This window comes from Microbulbifer sp. TB1203 (assembly GCF_030997045.1).
In the GTDB taxonomy this organism is placed as follows: domain Bacteria; phylum Pseudomonadota; class Gammaproteobacteria; order Pseudomonadales; family Cellvibrionaceae; genus Microbulbifer.
Genome location: NZ_CP116899.1, coordinates 4,091,306 through 4,107,566, shown reverse-complemented (window position 1 = coordinate 4,107,566; position 16,261 = coordinate 4,091,306). Strand labels below are relative to the sequence as shown.

Here is a 16,261-nt window from a genome sequence, read left to right as displayed (position 1 = left end):
ACCAGCAGCAACCCCATGACCCCAAACCAATTCCAACAAGCCGTCCTAACCTGGTTCGACCACCACGGCCGCAAAGACCTCCCCTGGCAGCAGAACATCACCCCCTACCGGGTCTGGGTATCGGAAATCATGCTGCAACAAACCCAGGTCAGCGCAGTAATCCCCTACTTCCAGCGCTTTATGGCCAGCTTCCCCACCCTGGCGGATCTCGCCGGGGCACCGCTGGACCAGGTACTCGCTCACTGGAGTGGCCTCGGCTACTACGCCCGCGCGCGCAACCTGCACAAGTGTGCCAAGGCGGTAATGGAAAAACACGGCGGCGAATTCCCACCGGATATAGACGCCCTGACGGAACTGCCCGGCATCGGCCGCTCCACCGCCGGCGCCATCGCCAGCATCAGTATGGGCCTGCGCGCGCCGATCCTCGACGGCAACGTCAAACGGGTGCTGGCCCGCCTGCACGCAGTGGACGGCTGGCCCGGGCAGAGCGCCGTGGCCAACCGGCTGTGGCAACTGGCAGAGCGCTACACGCCACAGGAGCGCTGCAACCACTACACCCAGGCGATGATGGATCTGGGCGCCACCCTGTGCACCCGCAGCAAACCCCGCTGCGGCGACTGCCCGCTGGTGAGTGCCTGCACCGCCAGTGCCCAGGGCAACCCCCGGGACTATCCGGGTAAAAAGCCCCGCGCGGAAAAGCCAGTGCGCGAGTCGACCATGCTGCTGATCGAACACGGGGAACAGATTTACCTGGAACAGCGCCCGCCCAGCGGCATCTGGGGCGGCCTCTGGTGCCCGCCGCAGGCGGAGAAGCCGGGGCAATGGCTGGCGGAACGCGGATGGCGCACTGCGGAAACACAAACACTGCCGCCGCTGCGCCACACCTTCACCCACTTCCACCTGGACATCACCCCGGTGTGGGTCCGATTGGAGAAAATGCCCGCGCAGGTGGCAGAGGCGGGCGGCGGCTGGTATAAACTGCGCCAACTCAACCGCCCCCGGGCGGCGCAACAACTGGGCCTGCCGGCCCCGATCCTCAAGCTGGCAAAACAACTGCTGGCCCTGCAGGCCCCATTGCTCGCCAATTCGCCGGCCCCTTCCCTGTAGGAGCGGGCCATGCCCGCGATCAGGGGTGGTTGAATCCACAGGCCGATCGCGGGCACGGCCCGCTCCTACAGGGTGCAAAGACCCGAACCAAAAACGGAGAACCCCATGCCAAGAACCGTATTCTGCCGCAAATACCAACAGGAAATGGAAGGCCTGGACGCGCCTCCCTTCCCCGGCCCCAAGGGCCAGGACGTCTTCGAGAACATCTCCAAAAAGGCCTGGAAGGAGTGGCTCGCCCACCAGACCTTGCTGATCAACGAAAAGCGCCTGAACATGATGGAACCCTCCAGCCGCGCCTACCTGGCGGAGCAGATGGCCAAGTTTCTCAGCGGCGAGCACTACGACGAGGCCGAAGGTTACGTGCCTCCGGAAGAGGGCGGCAAGAGCGGGTAAGGAAGCGCTCACTTCCAAGAAAACTATTTAGCAATCAAGGGCTTGACTCGGCCCCGGGGAGCGGGTTTAATACGCGCCTCGCGACACCGGGGCAGCCCGGAAACAGCGCAAGGCCCAGATAGCTCAGTCGGTAGAGCAGGGGATTGAAAATCCCCGTGTCGGTGGTTCGATTCCGCCTCTGGGCACCATCTCCAAACCCGCGTCAGCACTAGCTTTCGCGGGTTTTTTATGCCGATTTTCCCGACCGCGTTTTGACTGCACTGTCTACAAATTGACTACAGCTTAACCCCCCCCTCAAACACTACCAGCGTGCAACTTTAGGAAGGACTAGACAATGTTAGGCATCCGTTATGACGGGCGCTCTGTCCCTCCAGGTTGACGCCAGCTCCAATCATGAATAACTTTAAGCCGTGAGTAGCGGCAGTCGGCAACCCTTTGAGGTAGCTCTCATGACACCAGCCTCCGCTGGGTTCCACCAAAGCGTGGTCATAACCAAGACGTCCGACATTGAATTGAAAGCCCCGGCCTTCCGGGGTTTTTACTTTCACATCTCCATTTATGGAAGATGAACTTATCACGATATAAAAATAAGGTTACAGGATGACCAAAACTGTAGTTAACCTAATAGGCTTTGACCTAACCTTTTCCAATGGGATATCAATCGATGATTTTTTTCATTGGATGGTTTCCGCAGAAAATAAACCAATTACTGCCAACGGGTACACCAACTATATTTTTACGGATATTGTAGAAAAATTTATTGTTGGGTTAATAATTTGCTACAAGGGCGACAAAAAACTTTTAGCTACGCGCAAAGAAAAAAACTCTCTAGAAATCGATAAAATTGAATTGAAATCCAATCAGGAAAGCACCCAAGCATCGATATTTTGCTTGGACCCTACTTCCAAGTGCGGAATGTTTTATTCATACCATGGCGGAGTTTCAAAAGTAAATATAGCCAATGTATTCCAAAGAATACACAACAGCATCAAAGAATCAAAAATAAAAGAAAAAACTCGAGAGCTAAGCAGGCTTGCAAAAGCCACCAAAAGAAACAAAGAGAAGGCCAGGGAAATATATTCTGGGAACTTCAATTTTAACATAAAGGTAAGAAACCTTGATATCGATAAACTACTCGATGAATTTTCGGAATACAAAGAATTAGAAATAACTCTGAGCCCAGCCGTTGAGCCAGCTCCTGCTTTCCGCCCATTAAAAGCTATGACCAGTTCATTCAGGACTCTCATCAGACTCGACGGATCAAGTAATAACTCAAGAAAAAGAGACGCCATAAAAAATTTGTGGAATAACCACAAACAAGGCGACACAATTAAGGCTTTAAGAATTGCAGGGAAAGCCATGCATGGTGTTGCACACGATGCAAAGATTGGAGAGAACCTAGAGCATTATGACCAATTATTTCTTGATGACTTTATAGATATTCTTCCAGACAAGAAGTGGGAGGACTATAAAGACTCCGAGGCTGTTAAACGAGCGATAAGGAAAATTAGAAGCAACCCTTTAATCGTCCCTCCCCCCAAGGCAGTTTCAACTTGGAAGAAACTGATAAATAAAAAAGATGTAGATGTAAAAAAGGGGAGCATTAAAGAGCCGCAAACTGAAGAGGCCTAGCGATGTCAATCGTTGAATACCACGTAGCCTTTAGAACTGCACTTTTTCTATCTAGCCTTACGCTTGGAACATTTTTGTTTACAATGAAAACCTTTATTATTCAGACAATAAAAAAGGAAATATACGACCACGAGAGACATAAAGCATTGGCAAGGAATGTTGCCAGTGATTCGGGCAACAACCCAATGTACTACAGAGGGCTAAGAAATTTATCCCGCCTTATTTTTTGGTCAATAGCCATCGCTCTTCTAAATGCCTTTTTCCAGATATCCATTGGGTATATTGAGCATCCGGCCGCATCTATATTTTGCTTGTTAACATCCGCCGCTTCTTGGGCGCTACTTGCATTCGTGTTATATGAGGTAGGTGGAAACATGACCTCTATGATTGATTACGCGGAAGAAGACGCACAAGAGGAAGAAGTGGAAGACCCCGAATCTATTAGATAAAGCTATGGCTATATGCCAACTCCGAAGAGAGGGCTTCTTTGCGGCACATCAGAAAGATGGTCCGGCGCAAAATGCGCATAGCGCATGGTCATAGTTAAACTCGAATGCCCCAAAATTTTCTGTAGTGTCAAAATATCTCCGCCATTCATCAGGTAGTGGCTCGCGAAGGTATGCCGGCACACATGGGTCAATTGCCCTGGCGGCAACTCGATGCCGGCTCTCTCGATAGCCTTTCTGAAAGCTCCGGTACATGGCGAAAATAGTTTGCCGCTCCTCCCCGAAACATAATCATCTATCACCTGGTCACGGTAGGGCACCGACCGAACCTTTCCACTCTTGGTCTTGCTGAAAGTGATTTTCCCATCCCGGAACTGCTGGCCGGTGAGCCTTTCAGCCTCGCCCCATCTCGCGCCGGTCGCCAGGCAGATTCTTGTGACGATCAGCGCGGAATCATTTCGGCTAACTTCTAGCTCCTGGAGCAAAACAGCGATCTCTTCTTTAGTTAGCCAAGAGAGCTCAGTTTCATCAAATTTTACCGGTTTGAGCTTTTTAAACGGGTTATCCCCTTTCCACTCTCCAGCTCGATCCAGCTCGTTGAAGACTGCCTTCAGATAGGCCAGCTCGTGATTCACCGTATTTGCTGAAACCCCATCAACATCCATTCTCAACGCTCTATAATGAGAAAAGTCCTTCGGGGTGACTTCAATGCCAAGCGGGTCTTGAAGCCTCGCGGATACCTGCAATAATTTGCTTTTCCTCCTGAATCCGTCCTTTAATGTATGTCCATGCAGATCAAACCACTTTTCGACAAGCTCGCTTAATTTACGCTTATCCGCCTCCGAAGGATTCCAATCCTTACCGGCAGCTGCTTTCGCCAGAACATATTTCTCAAACCGCTGTGCCTCAGCTTTGGTATCGAACCATTTTCTGACTCTCCGACCCTTGCGTCCCCACGGCCAAAGATCAACCTTCCACTTTTCCCCATCTTTCCTGACAGCCATAAAACCTATACATCCTCCCTGGTGAATTTTGGCTCATAACTTGTTTCTCCGACCTTCCATGCAGCTAGATTCATATGGACCTTCATTAACCAGTCAGCCTTCGCCAAATCAGGAACAACCAAGCTTCTATCTTCAATTTCCCAGTTTGTATATAGCGCAGCCATACTGCTTTCAGTTACCAGAACCCAGCCGCTTGTCTTTATTAAATCTGATCGCCCTTGCCGGATTAAGAAATCAGCGAGCTCTCTTAAAGCTAACTTTCCTCTCTTATCAGAGAAGAAATTCATTCTGGTACTTATTAGTATTGACTGTTTGGTATAGCTTCGTTGGGGTTGCTTGGTTACTAAAAGCGCATACAAGTCATTCTTTTCTTCGCTACTCTGCAAAAAAATCAACTGATCGAACCATTCAGGCCGAGTCATTACGTTCCCATAATTTATTTCGTTGTCTTCAAGCACCTCAAAAACTCTGAATGTTCCCTCAGATTCAGCTCTCCAGTTTGGACTTATATGACGGGGCGCATGTGTTTTACTGGTCATTAGCCAGAAAGAATATTGCGGCCATTTAAGCGCAATTTTTTCGAGTACGTCTCCCCTCGGTACGTTGCCTTTATTTTCTATGGCTTCGATTGTTCGCGCCGGCACCCCTGTCAGACTCGCAAATTCAGCCCGACTCAGACACTCAGCCTCTCTAATCAGGCGGATCTTCTCAAAAAGTCTTGACATGCCAAACTCTCCTATTTACAGTCGCCTCTACTGCTTTTACAGTATATACAACACCTAAAGCCGTAGGATAGCACATAGTGGCTCATAGTGGAGAAACAGGAAATGAGCGATACGGAAAAGGTTGGCCTGATGCTGCCCACCGGCCCCTACATGACCAGAGAACGGTTTTCCCAGGTAACTGGACTCCCGGAAGGGATTGTTCGCGGGATGATTGAGAAGGGGCACTTGCCTAGCACGAAAATCGGTAAGCACAGGCTTGTCAACACTGCGCTACTGACGAAAGAGGCCCTGGAACAAGCCTACGAGCTATAGGAAGGGCCTTATCAGCGCCAACTGATAAGGCCCGGTTGAAAGGGTGCGCCAACACCCTCCCAGTTTGTCCCCGGTTAAGGAACCTGCGTATGCTAGCGCATCAGACTACCGTGTCAAAAAGTTTCACGCGTGAAACTTTTTCCTCCGCCGAGACGGTGACTTCATCCACCGTCGTTCAATCGTTGCTGCCCCCTCGCCCCATCGACCCCGCCATGATGCGGATTGGCGATCTGCACCTGTGTGCCGATGATGCCACGCTTCGGGCCTACGCCGTATCCCGCGCCGCTCAATGCCGCAGTCTCGCGCAGCAGGTTTCCGATAGCGCAGCCGCTCTCTCAGCCTGTGCGGCCGTAGCCCATCAGCACGGGATAGAGCCTCCTACCTGCGGTGACACGGATGCCGATACTGATGATCTGGCCCCTGTAGTGGCACGCCTTGGCTGTGAACGCTGGTGGCGCCGCCGCCTCCGCGTTGCTCAGGCTCATCGCCTGGAGTCGGTCTGGTCAGCCTGCGGTGTTGTGAGGTCGGACCGCGACGAGTACATCAGTGCCGGCGGCCTCCGTCTCCAGAAATTCCACCGCGAGCGCCAACAGCGGCTGATGGAGCGCCTGGTGGCGATATCAGAAAGCGGCGATGTGGTACCGCTGGCCGAAATTGCTGAGCGCACTGTGGCCAACCCCCGTATCAGACGAATTGAGATGATGACGCGGGTGTCGGGCCTGGAGCGTTGGGCCATCGCACAGGGTATGGTCGTCGATTTTTATACAGTAACGGCGCCATCAGCTTTTCATCGCTGGACGACCACGCGCAGCGGAATAAAAAGGATCAACGGTCGTTTCGATCCGTCGACTACCCCGCGTGACGCGCAGGCTTGGCTGCGTCGCCGTTTTGCCAGAGTTGGTGCCGCCCTGCATCGCCGGGGCATTCAGGTTTTTGGCATGCGCGTTTGTGAACCGCATGGCTCCGGCACTCCGCATTGGCATTTGCTGTTGTGGTGCCGTCCAGAGCACCGATCTACTGTCAGAGCAATTTACCGACACTACTACCTTCAGGATGACGACGGCTCGCAGACTCGTGAGCCTGGGGCTAAGAAGCATCGTGTAAAAATCAAACCTGTTCATACCACTCCCGATCCCGACACAGGCCGTCCGCGTTCAGCGGTAGGGTATTTAGCCAAGTACGTGGGAAAGAATGTTGATGGCACATCGCTGCCAGAATCAGAGTCGCATAGTGTCGAACGTGTACGCGCCTGGGCGTCTACTTGGCGGTTTCGTCAGTTTCAGATGATCGGAGTTCGAAATTCTTCCGTTTGGCGAGAATTCCGTCGCCTTAAAGAATGTTCCGATGACCTTATGGAATCGGCACGGCATTGTGCGTCGGCCGGAGATTATGAAAATTTTCTAGCAATTGTTCTTGCATATGATGATGGAAAATTTCGGGAGAAGATAAAGATTTTGAGAAATGAAAGCCGAACTACTGTATATGGAGACCGTGCGCCAGGTCGTGTCGTCGGTGTCGTGGCGGACAACGGATCAAAAGCCATATCCCGTACACGCGAATGGAAAATTATGACCATAGATGATGCAGCAGAATTTCTGTATGAAATTATTTCCAGAGGCGGCGACGCAGAATTTTCCTCTACTAACACAGGCATTGAACAACCCCCTGATCCAATCCCGGCGCCGGTTCTAATTCCAGATCATCTGTTGTCAACCGCTGGAGCTGGTCACCAGTTCGACATGATCGCCAAAGCAATTCGTGCTCAGGCCGGCGTAGCCGGCCCTTGGACCAGTGATAAATAACTATACGCAGATTGGATTTTGTTATGGAACTGTCTGAATTTTGGTTTTACGTTGTTGAAGCACTTCTGTTTCTAGCCGGGTTCTATATTGGTTCGTTTGGCAGGCCTTCCTACTCTCTATTGGGATTTTTTCTTTTTCCTTCAAATTATAGGAATACTTCATCCATGGATAATTTAGTAGATAACGAAAAGGTCAAGTCTGTTAATCCCTTTTATAGTGGAAACGAGTACACGCCGACATACGTCGTGCCTGGATCGATCGTTTCTGTTGAGATTGAAAGTCGCGAAATGGAAGTAGCTATTATCAAAGCGTATGACTATGGAGTTGACTCTCTGAATAACGAAGGAAAGCGACAAATACAAAGATTTTTGGATGACGCTTTACTGCGTATGAAGGGAAAGCTGTAGAAACTAAAACTTTATCGAGGAAAACATCATGTTGAAAGTCAGTATTATTGAAGGTCACAACCAGCCACAAAGCCGCACCACAAAGACCGGTGTCCGCTATTACCAGAATGCCTATGCCCATTTTGGAGGCGCCTTTCCTCAAGAGATCGAGGTACCTCTACGTAGTGTGGCAGATGCATTTCCTGTCGGTGATTATGAGTTGGATATTCGCAACTTTCGCGTGGGCCGGTTCAAGAATCTCGAACTCAATCCGTTTGAGCTGACTCTCATGCCCCTGGATAAGGGGCAGAAGACTTCAGCCTCATCGGCATCTAAGGCCGCTTAGGTAGGTAAAACCCATGAGCTATTTGGCTGTATGTGCCGGCGAGATATCCAATTCAAATGGCTCTCCACAGTGTTCGACGGGATGGGAGTTTGCATCTTATTCCATCCCTTTCGATCCATCGCAGCTAGAACCAGCAATGCTAGGTGCGATGTTCGCGGCGGGCTTCGGTAGTCTCTCGGTTTGTATGGTAGTTACTTTCGCCGCTCGCCAATTATACCTTGCAGTTAAAACACTTTAGTTTTGGAGTTTATTATGGATCAAGTAACTATTGACGCGATTACCGGCGCTGTTGACTGGTCACTTATAATTGCCGCCATCGGCACTATTGCGATTGCAATGGTAGGCCTTTTGCTGGCTCGTAAGGGTGCGGGAATTCTCCTTTCCGCTATCCGCAAAGGTTCTTGAAAACATCGGGCGGGTTATCCCGCCCATTTTTTTGGTTTTAATTATGTTGCACTTATGGTACTGGACTTTTTATGTTATGGGTTTCGTTTCTGCGGTGGTTATCTGGGGTATTCTTCTTAAGTCTGATTAGCCTGCCCGCAATTTCACAGTCCTATTGGGCGAAGTATGGAGACTTCAATACTGATCTCTACGCTTCTGCTGACGCCGCTTGCTTGGCCTTAGGCTCAATGATCTATCCTGATCATTATGCACGACAGATAACGGGGGCAACTGGCATACCTGATGCAGGCCATGACTCAACTTGCTCTACCGACGTTTCTTGGTCCACTCCCGGACAACTTTATTTTTCCACAGAGGAATGTGATACCTGGAATCCAGATACATTTCAGTGTGACGCTCCTATTGAAACCTGTGAAGATGGCTTGCCTGTAAATGCTGGCGCTGATCTAGGATATGTAGACTGTGATCGGCCACCGCTGAAGAGCTGCCCCAATGGCGATATAATCCTTGCTGTTTCAATTTGCCCCCTGGACTGTTTTGACTATCAAACCTGTCTTGATTTTGCTCGTGAAAATTACTCTTGCGGCAGTGCGGAAACAGAGGCGTTTACTTACTTCAGCCCTTCCGACTATGAATATTCCTGTACGTCCATTGCTGACACCTCCCCTGACCATCCAGATAACGACGGCAACGCCGACGGTAATGAAGCCAATGACCCGAATTCCGATCCGGTTACACCAGTAGCCGATTTAGATCCAGAGTCCCTTGCAACAGCCATTGACAATAAATTGCAAGATGATTTTTCAAATGTTGAGAGAGCGATTCGCGAGAATGGCATTAAATCCGAAGAATTTTCTAATCGGGTTTCTCAGGATCTTTCTGGTATTCAATCAGAGATATCTGGTGTTCGAAACAGTGTCGACCAGGTTAATTCTACGCTGACAGGTGGATTATCCGAGATATCTGAAAAACTCTCAAACTCAAATGGTACTGGTGAGTGTGATCCAGAATCCTCTACCTATCTTGATTGTATTTCATCCGGGAGTCTTCCCGAACATACTGCCACAGAGCATGGTGATCTAGAGAGCGCAGTGGCTGGCTATTATGGCCGCCTGGAACAGATTCCCCTTGTTCAAATGTTCAGTTCCTTAGGTGAGGCATTTTCAGGAATTCCCGATAATCCTTCTTGCCCGGCGCCTACCTTTGAAATCTTCGACACCCATTTTACGATGGACTTTCACTGTAGTTTATACGAACAGGTTGCAGGCCTGCTTAGCACTCTGTTTATGATTTTTTGGACTATTGTAGGAATAAGACATTTTGCGAGTGCATGATTATGAGCGGAATTTTTGAATGGATTAAAGATGAATTGGGGGCGTTCTTTCAGTGGTGCTGGGAGAAAATCCTTAATGCTTTTGCATATCTTTTGGAACTTATTCCTGTGCCGGATTTTGCCAACAATTTAGGCTCTCTGGTCTCTCAGGTTCCAGAGTCTGTCTGGTTTTTTGCTCAAGTATCTGAGCTCAAATACGGTGCGACTGTTATTTCTCTTGCGATAGCGGGTCGCTTCATCATTCGTCGTTTGCCGGTGGTTGGTTGATATGGCTATTACCGCATTTGTTGGTTTACAAGGATCTGGGAAATCATACTCTGCTGTGAGCGAGGTTATACTCCCAGCCCTTCATGACGGACGGAAGGTCTTTACCAATATACCACTTGTTCCGGACAAATTGCCGCCTGGCACGCAGGAGTTGGCACAACAATTTGAGATGCAAGAAGTACTTGATAACCCGGATTGGTTTGATGATGTTTTCGAGCCCGGATCTATTATATTGCTCGATGAACTATGGCGCTTATGGCCTTCCGGACTTAAGGCCAACAATGCTTTAGATCAACATAAAGAATTCTTATCCATGCACCGTCATAAAGTCGGCAGCAATGGAAAATCTTCCGAGATATATTTCTTAACACAAGATTTATCTCAAATAGCAAACTTTGCCAGGGTCCTTGTAGATAAGACCTATCGGACTACTAAACTAGATTTAGTCGGCAAGTCTAATAGATACCGAGTCGACATTTTTCAAGGACCTATTACTGGGCCAAACCCGCCATTATCCAAGCGTTTGAGAGAGATATACGGAGCATATAAACCGGAAATTTATCAGTGTTATAAATCACACACCGAGTCTCAGACTGGTGAAGCGGGTGACGAATCAAGGACTGACACTAGATTCAATGTTCTCAAAGGATGGGGAGTTAAAACTTCTGTTATTGCTCTTATTGCTTCCATCATTATTGTTCCTGTTGCCGGCTCCTACATATTTGGGAAAATGTTTGGGAGAGAAGTCCATAACTCTCAAGTTTCTAGCCCACCACGCATTTCTAGCAGTCCCGAAAAACTGCAGACAGAGTCTACCCCCCAAAGGAAGGTACCAAAATATCATGGCTTGTTAGATAAGGCAGATATCTACATTTCCTTCAATAACGGTGTATTTCCTAACACCGATTTTCGTTTCAGTGTTCATAGAGGGTTAGATCAGTTTTCTATTAAACCTGCTTCCTTGATTAGTCTCGGGTATCGAGTAACTGCAATTAATAAATGCCTGGTAAGAATTGTTGGATCTGATTTTAACGGATATATCTCTTGCAGATCTGAAGACGTGAATGATTCATTGATTAACATCAAGCCCCTTACCGGTGGTTGAGTCCGAGCGTAGCGAAGACTCCACCACCGGTAAGGGGCTTGATGCCTTTCAATTTCTTCAACTCCACCGACCATTAAAAGGTTTCACGTGTGAAACTTTATCCTGCACCTCTGATATGTATGTATTGTATGTATCGTACTTACATACAATACATACATGCCATAGCCAAATTTTGTATGTAGTATGTTGTAGGCTACATACAACATATTACATACTGGTGCTTCTTCGGTTTGATTATGGAGTTTTCAATTGAGCAAGGTCATTTGGCACCCTATTACCGAATCACCAAGAGAAGGCCATACTTGCGTTGTTGAACTCAACGAGTTCGGCGTTCGTAAAATTGATACTGGTGACGTTTATGTCATAGCCGATTACCACTATTGTGATGGCACCTATCTTTGGATGACGCGGCAGGGTTATATTCCTTCCAAGTGGATTGGTAGGTGGTTTCCGATAACCTATGAGGACTAATCTACTTGCTGGCCCTGAAAAAGTTTCACGCGTGAAACCTTTTGATGTAGAATCTTTCATGCAACGACTAGCCAAGGGGTCCTTCATGTTGGCTAGACGCATCTAACAGCTCGGTGTTATTACCACCTCTGACACCATGGCAATCGATGCGTCGCCATGGCGCCTCACCAACGACCATGGCACCTGGGCCGCCTCATTCGGGGCGGCCTTATTCTTTGCCCCCCTTTGGCGTTAACTGCCGCGAAGCGTCCTTCTAGACAAAGACAGGGATCTAGGGCTTTTGCTACTGAGTGTGTGTAGGGATGGCGCAGTTAGCGTCAGGCGGTCTTCCGGCCCGTGTGGCCACCCGTCTATGAGCGGTTATAAAGCGAACCCAGTTGAAGAGGCCGCACTTTGTGGGCGGCCTTTTTATTTCATGGCTTCTAACTCTTTGATCAGTTCCGGGTGTTTACCAATCAGTTTAACCAGCGCAGCCTGGGGCCCTTTAACGCCTTCCCGTTCCCAGCGCTGGTAGGTGCGCGGATTTGCCCGAAGGGCACGGGCAAAAACCGGCTGTGACATGCGCAGCTTATTGCGTACCCGAACAACTTCCGCCGGCTTAGCTTCCACCGGCGGTAATGCCTCTATGGTGAAGGTCCGCAGTGTAGCCTTCCCCTCCCGTTCCAGGCGCAAGGATTCCATGCCTTCGACCAGTTCAGCAAATATGTCTCGCTTGGCCATAATTAGTTCCTCCTCGCCTTTAGCTCGGCTTTCAGCATCGTTTTCAGTACAGCTTTCTGTTCCGGTGTCAGGTCGGCAGCTTCGCCCTTGCTGTACACCACAAACAGCCAGAACAGTTGCTCCCGCTTGTACCAGTAGTAAATGACCCGCAGGCCTCCTCGGGTCCCCTTGCCGCGCCCCTTGTGGCGGAATCGCAGCTTCCTGAGCCCGCCAGTACCCTCAATTTCGTCCCCCGCCTCGGGATTTCGCATCAGGGTATTCTGCAACGCCCGGTACTCCTCATCATCGAGGTAGTCGGCCCTGTGGCGCTGAAACGGGGGCATTTCTACGAAGGTGGCATCCATGGCGGAAGTATGCGCATTATGCGTATACCTGTCAACTGGCGTGGCCTCCTCCTGGTCAACTGCCGCGAAGCGTCAGCGTAGACCTTGTGTCGGAGCTCCAGCGCGTCGCGCTGGCGGGGGTATTGGGGGGCGGAGCCCCCTGATGTCCACACTGCCAAGCTTGTAGGGCACCCAGATCGTAGCCTCGAGCGGTGGCCGTGGCACTGTCTACATTCTGACTACATAGCAGTGGCGTAAAGCGGGACTAAGTGGTGGAAAGAATCTATAACTTATTGATTTATAAGACATTGTGGGATACTGTGGACGAATGAGGCTCCTTGAGATGGATTGAAAATCCCCGTGTCGGTGGTTCGATTCCGCCTCTGGGCACCATTTTCAAACCCGCGTCAGCGTATGCTTTCGCGGGTTTTTTTAATGCCCTCGCAAAGACACTAATTTCCCGCCAAGTGTCAACGCAAAATACCCAGCCCTGAAATTGGCAACCGCCGCAGATCCACAGGGCTCCGGTTCAAATCGTTGATTTAATATCGCAATTATCTCGTCTTAATCAGCCTGGCATTGAAGACCATCGCACACAAAGTTCTGAAAGCTGATCTTTCAAGCAGGGGAGTGGAAATTCCCGCGTCGGTGGTTCACATTTTTTAAGCGGTAATTTTCTATAGGTACCCCACAGCCCGTTCCTGTCGGCAATTTGCGACATTGTCCCGGACTACCTTGTTCGAGAATAGAGATACCCCTAGGGGATTGAATGTTTATAGCTTTGTGAACAGGTTCCTGATCTGACCGACAAGTCATTGACTTTTAAAGGGTTTTGACGATAAATAGCTGCCGCACAGCCCATTTCGAAGAACTGCAACGTCGCGTCTCAGCGGTATGATTCCGCCTCTGGGCACCATTTCCTGAAGAGCCTCGGTTATCGTCGGGGCTTTTTTATTTATGCTGGGATCAGCCAGAAGGAATAGAAAAAATGAAGAAAGCGATTCTATGCTCGGCCATTGTCCTTACCTCGGCAGCCGACGCATCGGTGCTGGAACCCAAATGGTATGCAAAAGCCGGCTATGGAATGGTTGATCCGGATGCGGTTGTGGTCGAAGAATTCGTCGCCGGTGCGATCGAAGAAGAGCTGGGTACCGACGCAGAAGTCTCTCTTGAGGTCCCAAGGGGGCAAACTGTCAGCCTGGGCTACCGGCTGAATCACTATATCGCCTTCGAAGCAGGCTACAGCAACTTCGGCAAAAGCAAAGACAAACACGAATACATCATGGAAGCGAATGGCTCCGAATCGAAAACCTACCGCACGGAGGTCTCCGGCTCCACCGGAACCCTGGCCGCGGTGCTGAGCACCGACTCCAGCAAGCCGTATTCCGGCGGCATTCGGCTCGGCTACCACAAGTGGAAAACGAAAGCCCAGGTGGATTATATCCACGTGATCTCGGGAACCATCGCAGACGATTCCGCACAGCTGCTGTCCACGAACGAAGACGGGCAGGATGCTTTTTACGGAGCCTTTATCAACTGGCGGATCGACCAGTGGACCTACTCCCTGGAGCACACCCTGTACCCCACCGACAATGCGGATATCACCATGTCCACGCTCTCCCTGAGCATGGATTTCTAATCCCGCTCCGCGGCCGCCGGCAGCGGCGGCCACACCCGTCTGTCAGCGTTCCAGACTCTTTTCATATCCGCGAGGAGAGCAACGTAGATGCCGTGGCAGAACTCCGAGGCCGCGTCTTGAACGAATCGTTAGGCCACGAATCGGGTAACTGCGCCAATCAGCGCTGCGGCCAAAAGAACGAATGTAGGGATAACTGTCAGAAGGAAGCCGAGGCCGCGTTGTGCAGGGTCCGAAATATACAACTGCCGATAAAGAAATCGGCCAACCAGATAGACCACCCCGATGCTGGCTATTATCGCGTTCGGCCAATATAGGCCGGCAATGAGCAAGGCGGGAAGAAAACCGATTAGTTGCTCTAGCGTATTCATTTGTACGCGAAAAGCACGCTCAAAGTGGACGTTGCCGGAAGTGTCAGGAGCCTTAATTCCATACGCTGCCCTGGCGCGTCCAACCAGAATACCGAACAGAAAGAACTGAAGGACTGCTAGCACTGCAACGATGTGTACGTAGTTCATTGAAACTCCTTTGTGGGTAACTTGGAGACATAATGCCTGAGCGGCTGCCTACACTGCCTATGCGCGAAGCGCATAGCGTAGGGTCCGGCGCAGGCGTCAGTTGGGCATACTAGAGCGATTTTTTAGGCAGCGTGGGCAAGGACTTCAGGCACCTTTGTTCTTGTCGTCCCAGAGCATCGGTTCCCAAAGCTCAATCTTGTTTCCATCCGGGTCCATGACCCATGCGAACTTGCCGTTCTCGTGTGACTCTGGGCCACCAATGACTGCCACACCGGCCGCATCCAGTTGTGCAAGCATTTCATCGAGGTTGTCGACGCGGTAGTTGATCATGAAGGAAGAGTCGCTCGGACTGAACCATTGGCTGTCTTTATCCGCGAGATGTCACACAGTGAGGCCTCGGTCTTCAGCCTTGTCGTCCGGCCATTTGAGTATGGCGCCGCCAAAGTCTTCCAGTTGCATGCCCAAGTGCGTCTGATACCACGCTGCCAGCGTGGCGCTATCGTCCTTGGATTTTAAGAAGACTCCACCGATTCCAGTAATCTTTGCCATCGTAGCCTCCTATTCGTTGCGCCGCCTAATGTCTAAGTTAAGCCGGGCCGCGAAGCGAGTTGAATGAATTATTAGGCGACCGCTTCTACTTGAGCAAGAACGAATGCTACTCGCTCTTGTACAGATACCTTGGGGATAACGCAAGTCCTATACCCCGCATCGACATAAGCTGACACCGTTGGTTCATAAGATCGGGCTGCTCGTTCGAAGCTCGCGTGACGCTCGCGATCGCAGACGTAAATTTCTTGCCAAGGTTCCGCCAAAAGCACGGTATCGGCATAGCGACAATGAGCTGCCGCCATATGGCGGGGCGTTGCGTCCTGGCCCAATAACCGTAACCATTCCGGAATGCCGCGGTCAAAGAATACGGGCGGTTTCAAGAATTGAGCCGCTTCAAAGTCCTGGACGCTGCGAGCTAGGACTTCTTTCATGAACTTTGTTCGATCAACCGAAGGAAGGATGCTGCCGTTGCATTCCAATTGCTCCCGCATGACTGCGCGGGCTACTTCCGGGACGGTTGAATATCCAATCTCACTCAGAGCCGCTAAGAGAGTTGACTTGCCAGCTCCCGAAGCACCAGTGATGACATAGAAGTGGTGGCTTCTCAAGATGTATCCTTCCTCCGGCGCCTAATGTTCGCAATCAGACTGGGCTTACATTGTGCGCATTGCATTATAAGATCGCGGCTTCGCGCGATCTATCCTTGTCCGTTAGAGCTCTTGGGCTCTACGGTCTTTAGTCATTTCTCTCGATTTCTCGATGCGATATCTTATATTGGCCT

22 protein-coding genes and 1 tRNA gene are annotated in these 16,261 nt (G+C 50.3%); 15 read left to right on the top strand and 8 right to left on the bottom strand.

Annotated features, from left to right (window positions below):
- The first annotated feature begins 15 nt into the window (after positions 1-15).
- From mutY to PP263_RS17625, 5 genes are all read left to right on the top strand, one after another.
- Positions 16-1,107, top strand: coding sequence for an A/G-specific adenine glycosylase (gene mutY / locus PP263_RS17645; RefSeq protein ID WP_308365141.1), 1,092 nt, complete (start codon positions 16-18; stop codon positions 1,105-1,107).
- 105 nt (positions 1,108-1,212) lie between these two features.
- Entirely contained in the window at positions 1,213-1,500 is a 288-nt protein-coding gene (locus PP263_RS17640; RefSeq protein ID WP_308365140.1) for an oxidative damage protection protein, read from the top strand.
- A gap of 112 nt (positions 1,501-1,612) precedes the next feature.
- Positions 1,613-1,688: transfer RNA gene (locus PP263_RS17635), tRNA-Phe, on the top strand.
- A gap of 412 nt (positions 1,689-2,100) precedes the next feature.
- Positions 2,101-3,132 (top strand): hypothetical protein, encoded by a 1,032-nt coding sequence (locus PP263_RS17630; protein WP_308365139.1) that lies wholly within the window; start codon positions 2,101-2,103, stop codon positions 3,130-3,132.
- A 2-nt stretch (positions 3,133-3,134) separates the two neighbouring features.
- The gene (locus tag PP263_RS17625) at positions 3,135-3,581 is read left to right on the top strand and encodes a hypothetical protein (protein ID WP_266044581.1); all 447 of its coding nucleotides are present in this window, start codon (positions 3,135-3,137) and stop codon (positions 3,579-3,581) included.
- 8 nt (positions 3,582-3,589) lie between these two features.
- On the opposite strand, the gene PP263_RS17620 is transcribed toward PP263_RS17625, so the two are convergent.
- A complete protein-coding gene (locus PP263_RS17620) occupies positions 3,590-4,582 on the bottom strand; it encodes a tyrosine-type recombinase/integrase (RefSeq protein ID WP_308365136.1) in 993 nt (330 codons plus the stop codon).
- 5 nt (positions 4,583-4,587) lie between these two features.
- Entirely contained in the window at positions 4,588-5,307 is a 720-nt protein-coding gene (locus PP263_RS17615) for a helix-turn-helix transcriptional regulator (RefSeq protein ID WP_308365135.1), read from the bottom strand.
- A gap of 102 nt (positions 5,308-5,409) precedes the next feature.
- On the opposite strand from PP263_RS17615, the gene PP263_RS17610 reads away from it, so the two are divergent.
- The 9 genes from PP263_RS17610 (at position 5,410) to PP263_RS17570 (ending at position 11,734) form a co-directional block, all read left to right on the top strand.
- Entirely contained in the window at positions 5,410-5,619 is a 210-nt protein-coding gene (locus tag PP263_RS17610; RefSeq protein WP_308365134.1) for a hypothetical protein, read from the top strand.
- Between the two features lie 89 nt (positions 5,620-5,708).
- Complete coding sequence (locus PP263_RS17605) at positions 5,709-7,421, top strand: replication endonuclease (RefSeq protein ID WP_308365132.1); 1,713 nt, start codon at positions 5,709-5,711, stop codon at positions 7,419-7,421.
- Between the two features lie 23 nt (positions 7,422-7,444).
- Positions 7,445-7,828 carry a hypothetical protein gene (locus PP263_RS17600; RefSeq protein ID WP_308365131.1) on the top strand — a complete coding sequence of 128 codons (384 nt, stop codon included), beginning with the start codon at positions 7,445-7,447 and terminating at the stop codon, positions 7,826-7,828.
- Positions 7,829-7,856: 28 nt separating this feature from the next.
- Positions 7,857-8,153, top strand: coding sequence for a single-stranded DNA-binding protein (locus PP263_RS17595; protein WP_308365130.1), 297 nt, complete (start codon positions 7,857-7,859; stop codon positions 8,151-8,153).
- A 252-nt stretch (positions 8,154-8,405) separates the two neighbouring features.
- Entirely contained in the window at positions 8,406-8,558 is a 153-nt protein-coding gene (locus PP263_RS17590) for a hypothetical protein (RefSeq protein ID WP_308365129.1), read from the top strand.
- Between the two features lie 71 nt (positions 8,559-8,629).
- Positions 8,630-9,892, top strand: coding sequence for a hypothetical protein (locus PP263_RS17585; protein ID WP_308365128.1), 1,263 nt, complete (start codon positions 8,630-8,632; stop codon positions 9,890-9,892).
- Between the two features lie 2 nt (positions 9,893-9,894).
- On the top strand, positions 9,895-10,158 hold the full coding sequence (locus tag PP263_RS17580) for a hypothetical protein (protein ID WP_308365126.1): 264 nt from the start codon (positions 9,895-9,897) through the stop codon (positions 10,156-10,158).
- A gap of 1 nt (position 10,159) precedes the next feature.
- Positions 10,160-11,263, top strand: coding sequence for a zonular occludens toxin domain-containing protein (locus tag PP263_RS17575; RefSeq protein ID WP_308365124.1), 1,104 nt, complete (start codon positions 10,160-10,162; stop codon positions 11,261-11,263).
- 249 nt (positions 11,264-11,512) lie between these two features.
- Positions 11,513-11,734 (top strand): hypothetical protein, encoded by a 222-nt coding sequence (locus PP263_RS17570; RefSeq protein ID WP_308365122.1) that lies wholly within the window; start codon positions 11,513-11,515, stop codon positions 11,732-11,734.
- Positions 11,735-12,142: 408 nt separating this feature from the next.
- Here PP263_RS17570 and PP263_RS17565 read toward each other — a convergent pair whose 3' ends face one another.
- The gene (locus tag PP263_RS17565; protein ID WP_308365121.1) at positions 12,143-12,454 is read right to left on the bottom strand and encodes a hypothetical protein; all 312 of its coding nucleotides are present in this window, start codon (positions 12,452-12,454) and stop codon (positions 12,143-12,145) included.
- 2 nt (positions 12,455-12,456) lie between these two features.
- Positions 12,457-12,798, bottom strand: a complete 342-nt coding sequence (locus PP263_RS17560; RefSeq protein ID WP_308365119.1) for an addiction module toxin RelE — start codon at positions 12,796-12,798, stop codon at positions 12,457-12,459.
- Between the two features lie 967 nt (positions 12,799-13,765).
- Between PP263_RS17560 and PP263_RS17555 the strand changes: the two genes are divergently transcribed.
- Positions 13,766-14,416 (top strand): outer membrane beta-barrel protein, encoded by a 651-nt coding sequence (locus PP263_RS17555; RefSeq protein ID WP_308365118.1) that lies wholly within the window; start codon positions 13,766-13,768, stop codon positions 14,414-14,416.
- Between the two features lie 128 nt (positions 14,417-14,544).
- Here PP263_RS17555 and PP263_RS17550 read toward each other — a convergent pair whose 3' ends face one another.
- The 4 genes from PP263_RS17550 to PP263_RS17535 form a co-directional block, all read right to left on the bottom strand.
- A complete protein-coding gene (locus tag PP263_RS17550; RefSeq protein WP_308365116.1) occupies positions 14,545-14,931 on the bottom strand; it encodes an MAPEG family protein in 387 nt (128 codons plus the stop codon).
- Between the two features lie 144 nt (positions 14,932-15,075).
- On the bottom strand, positions 15,076-15,261 hold the full coding sequence (locus PP263_RS17545) for a VOC family protein (RefSeq protein ID WP_308365115.1): 186 nt from the start codon (positions 15,259-15,261) through the stop codon (positions 15,076-15,078).
- 51 nt (positions 15,262-15,312) lie between these two features.
- The gene (locus PP263_RS17540; RefSeq protein ID WP_308365113.1) at positions 15,313-15,480 is read right to left on the bottom strand and encodes a hypothetical protein; all 168 of its coding nucleotides are present in this window, start codon (positions 15,478-15,480) and stop codon (positions 15,313-15,315) included.
- A gap of 71 nt (positions 15,481-15,551) precedes the next feature.
- Complete coding sequence (locus tag PP263_RS17535; protein WP_308365111.1) at positions 15,552-16,088, bottom strand: AAA family ATPase; 537 nt, start codon at positions 16,086-16,088, stop codon at positions 15,552-15,554.
- Positions 16,089-16,261: the final 173 nt, after the last annotated feature.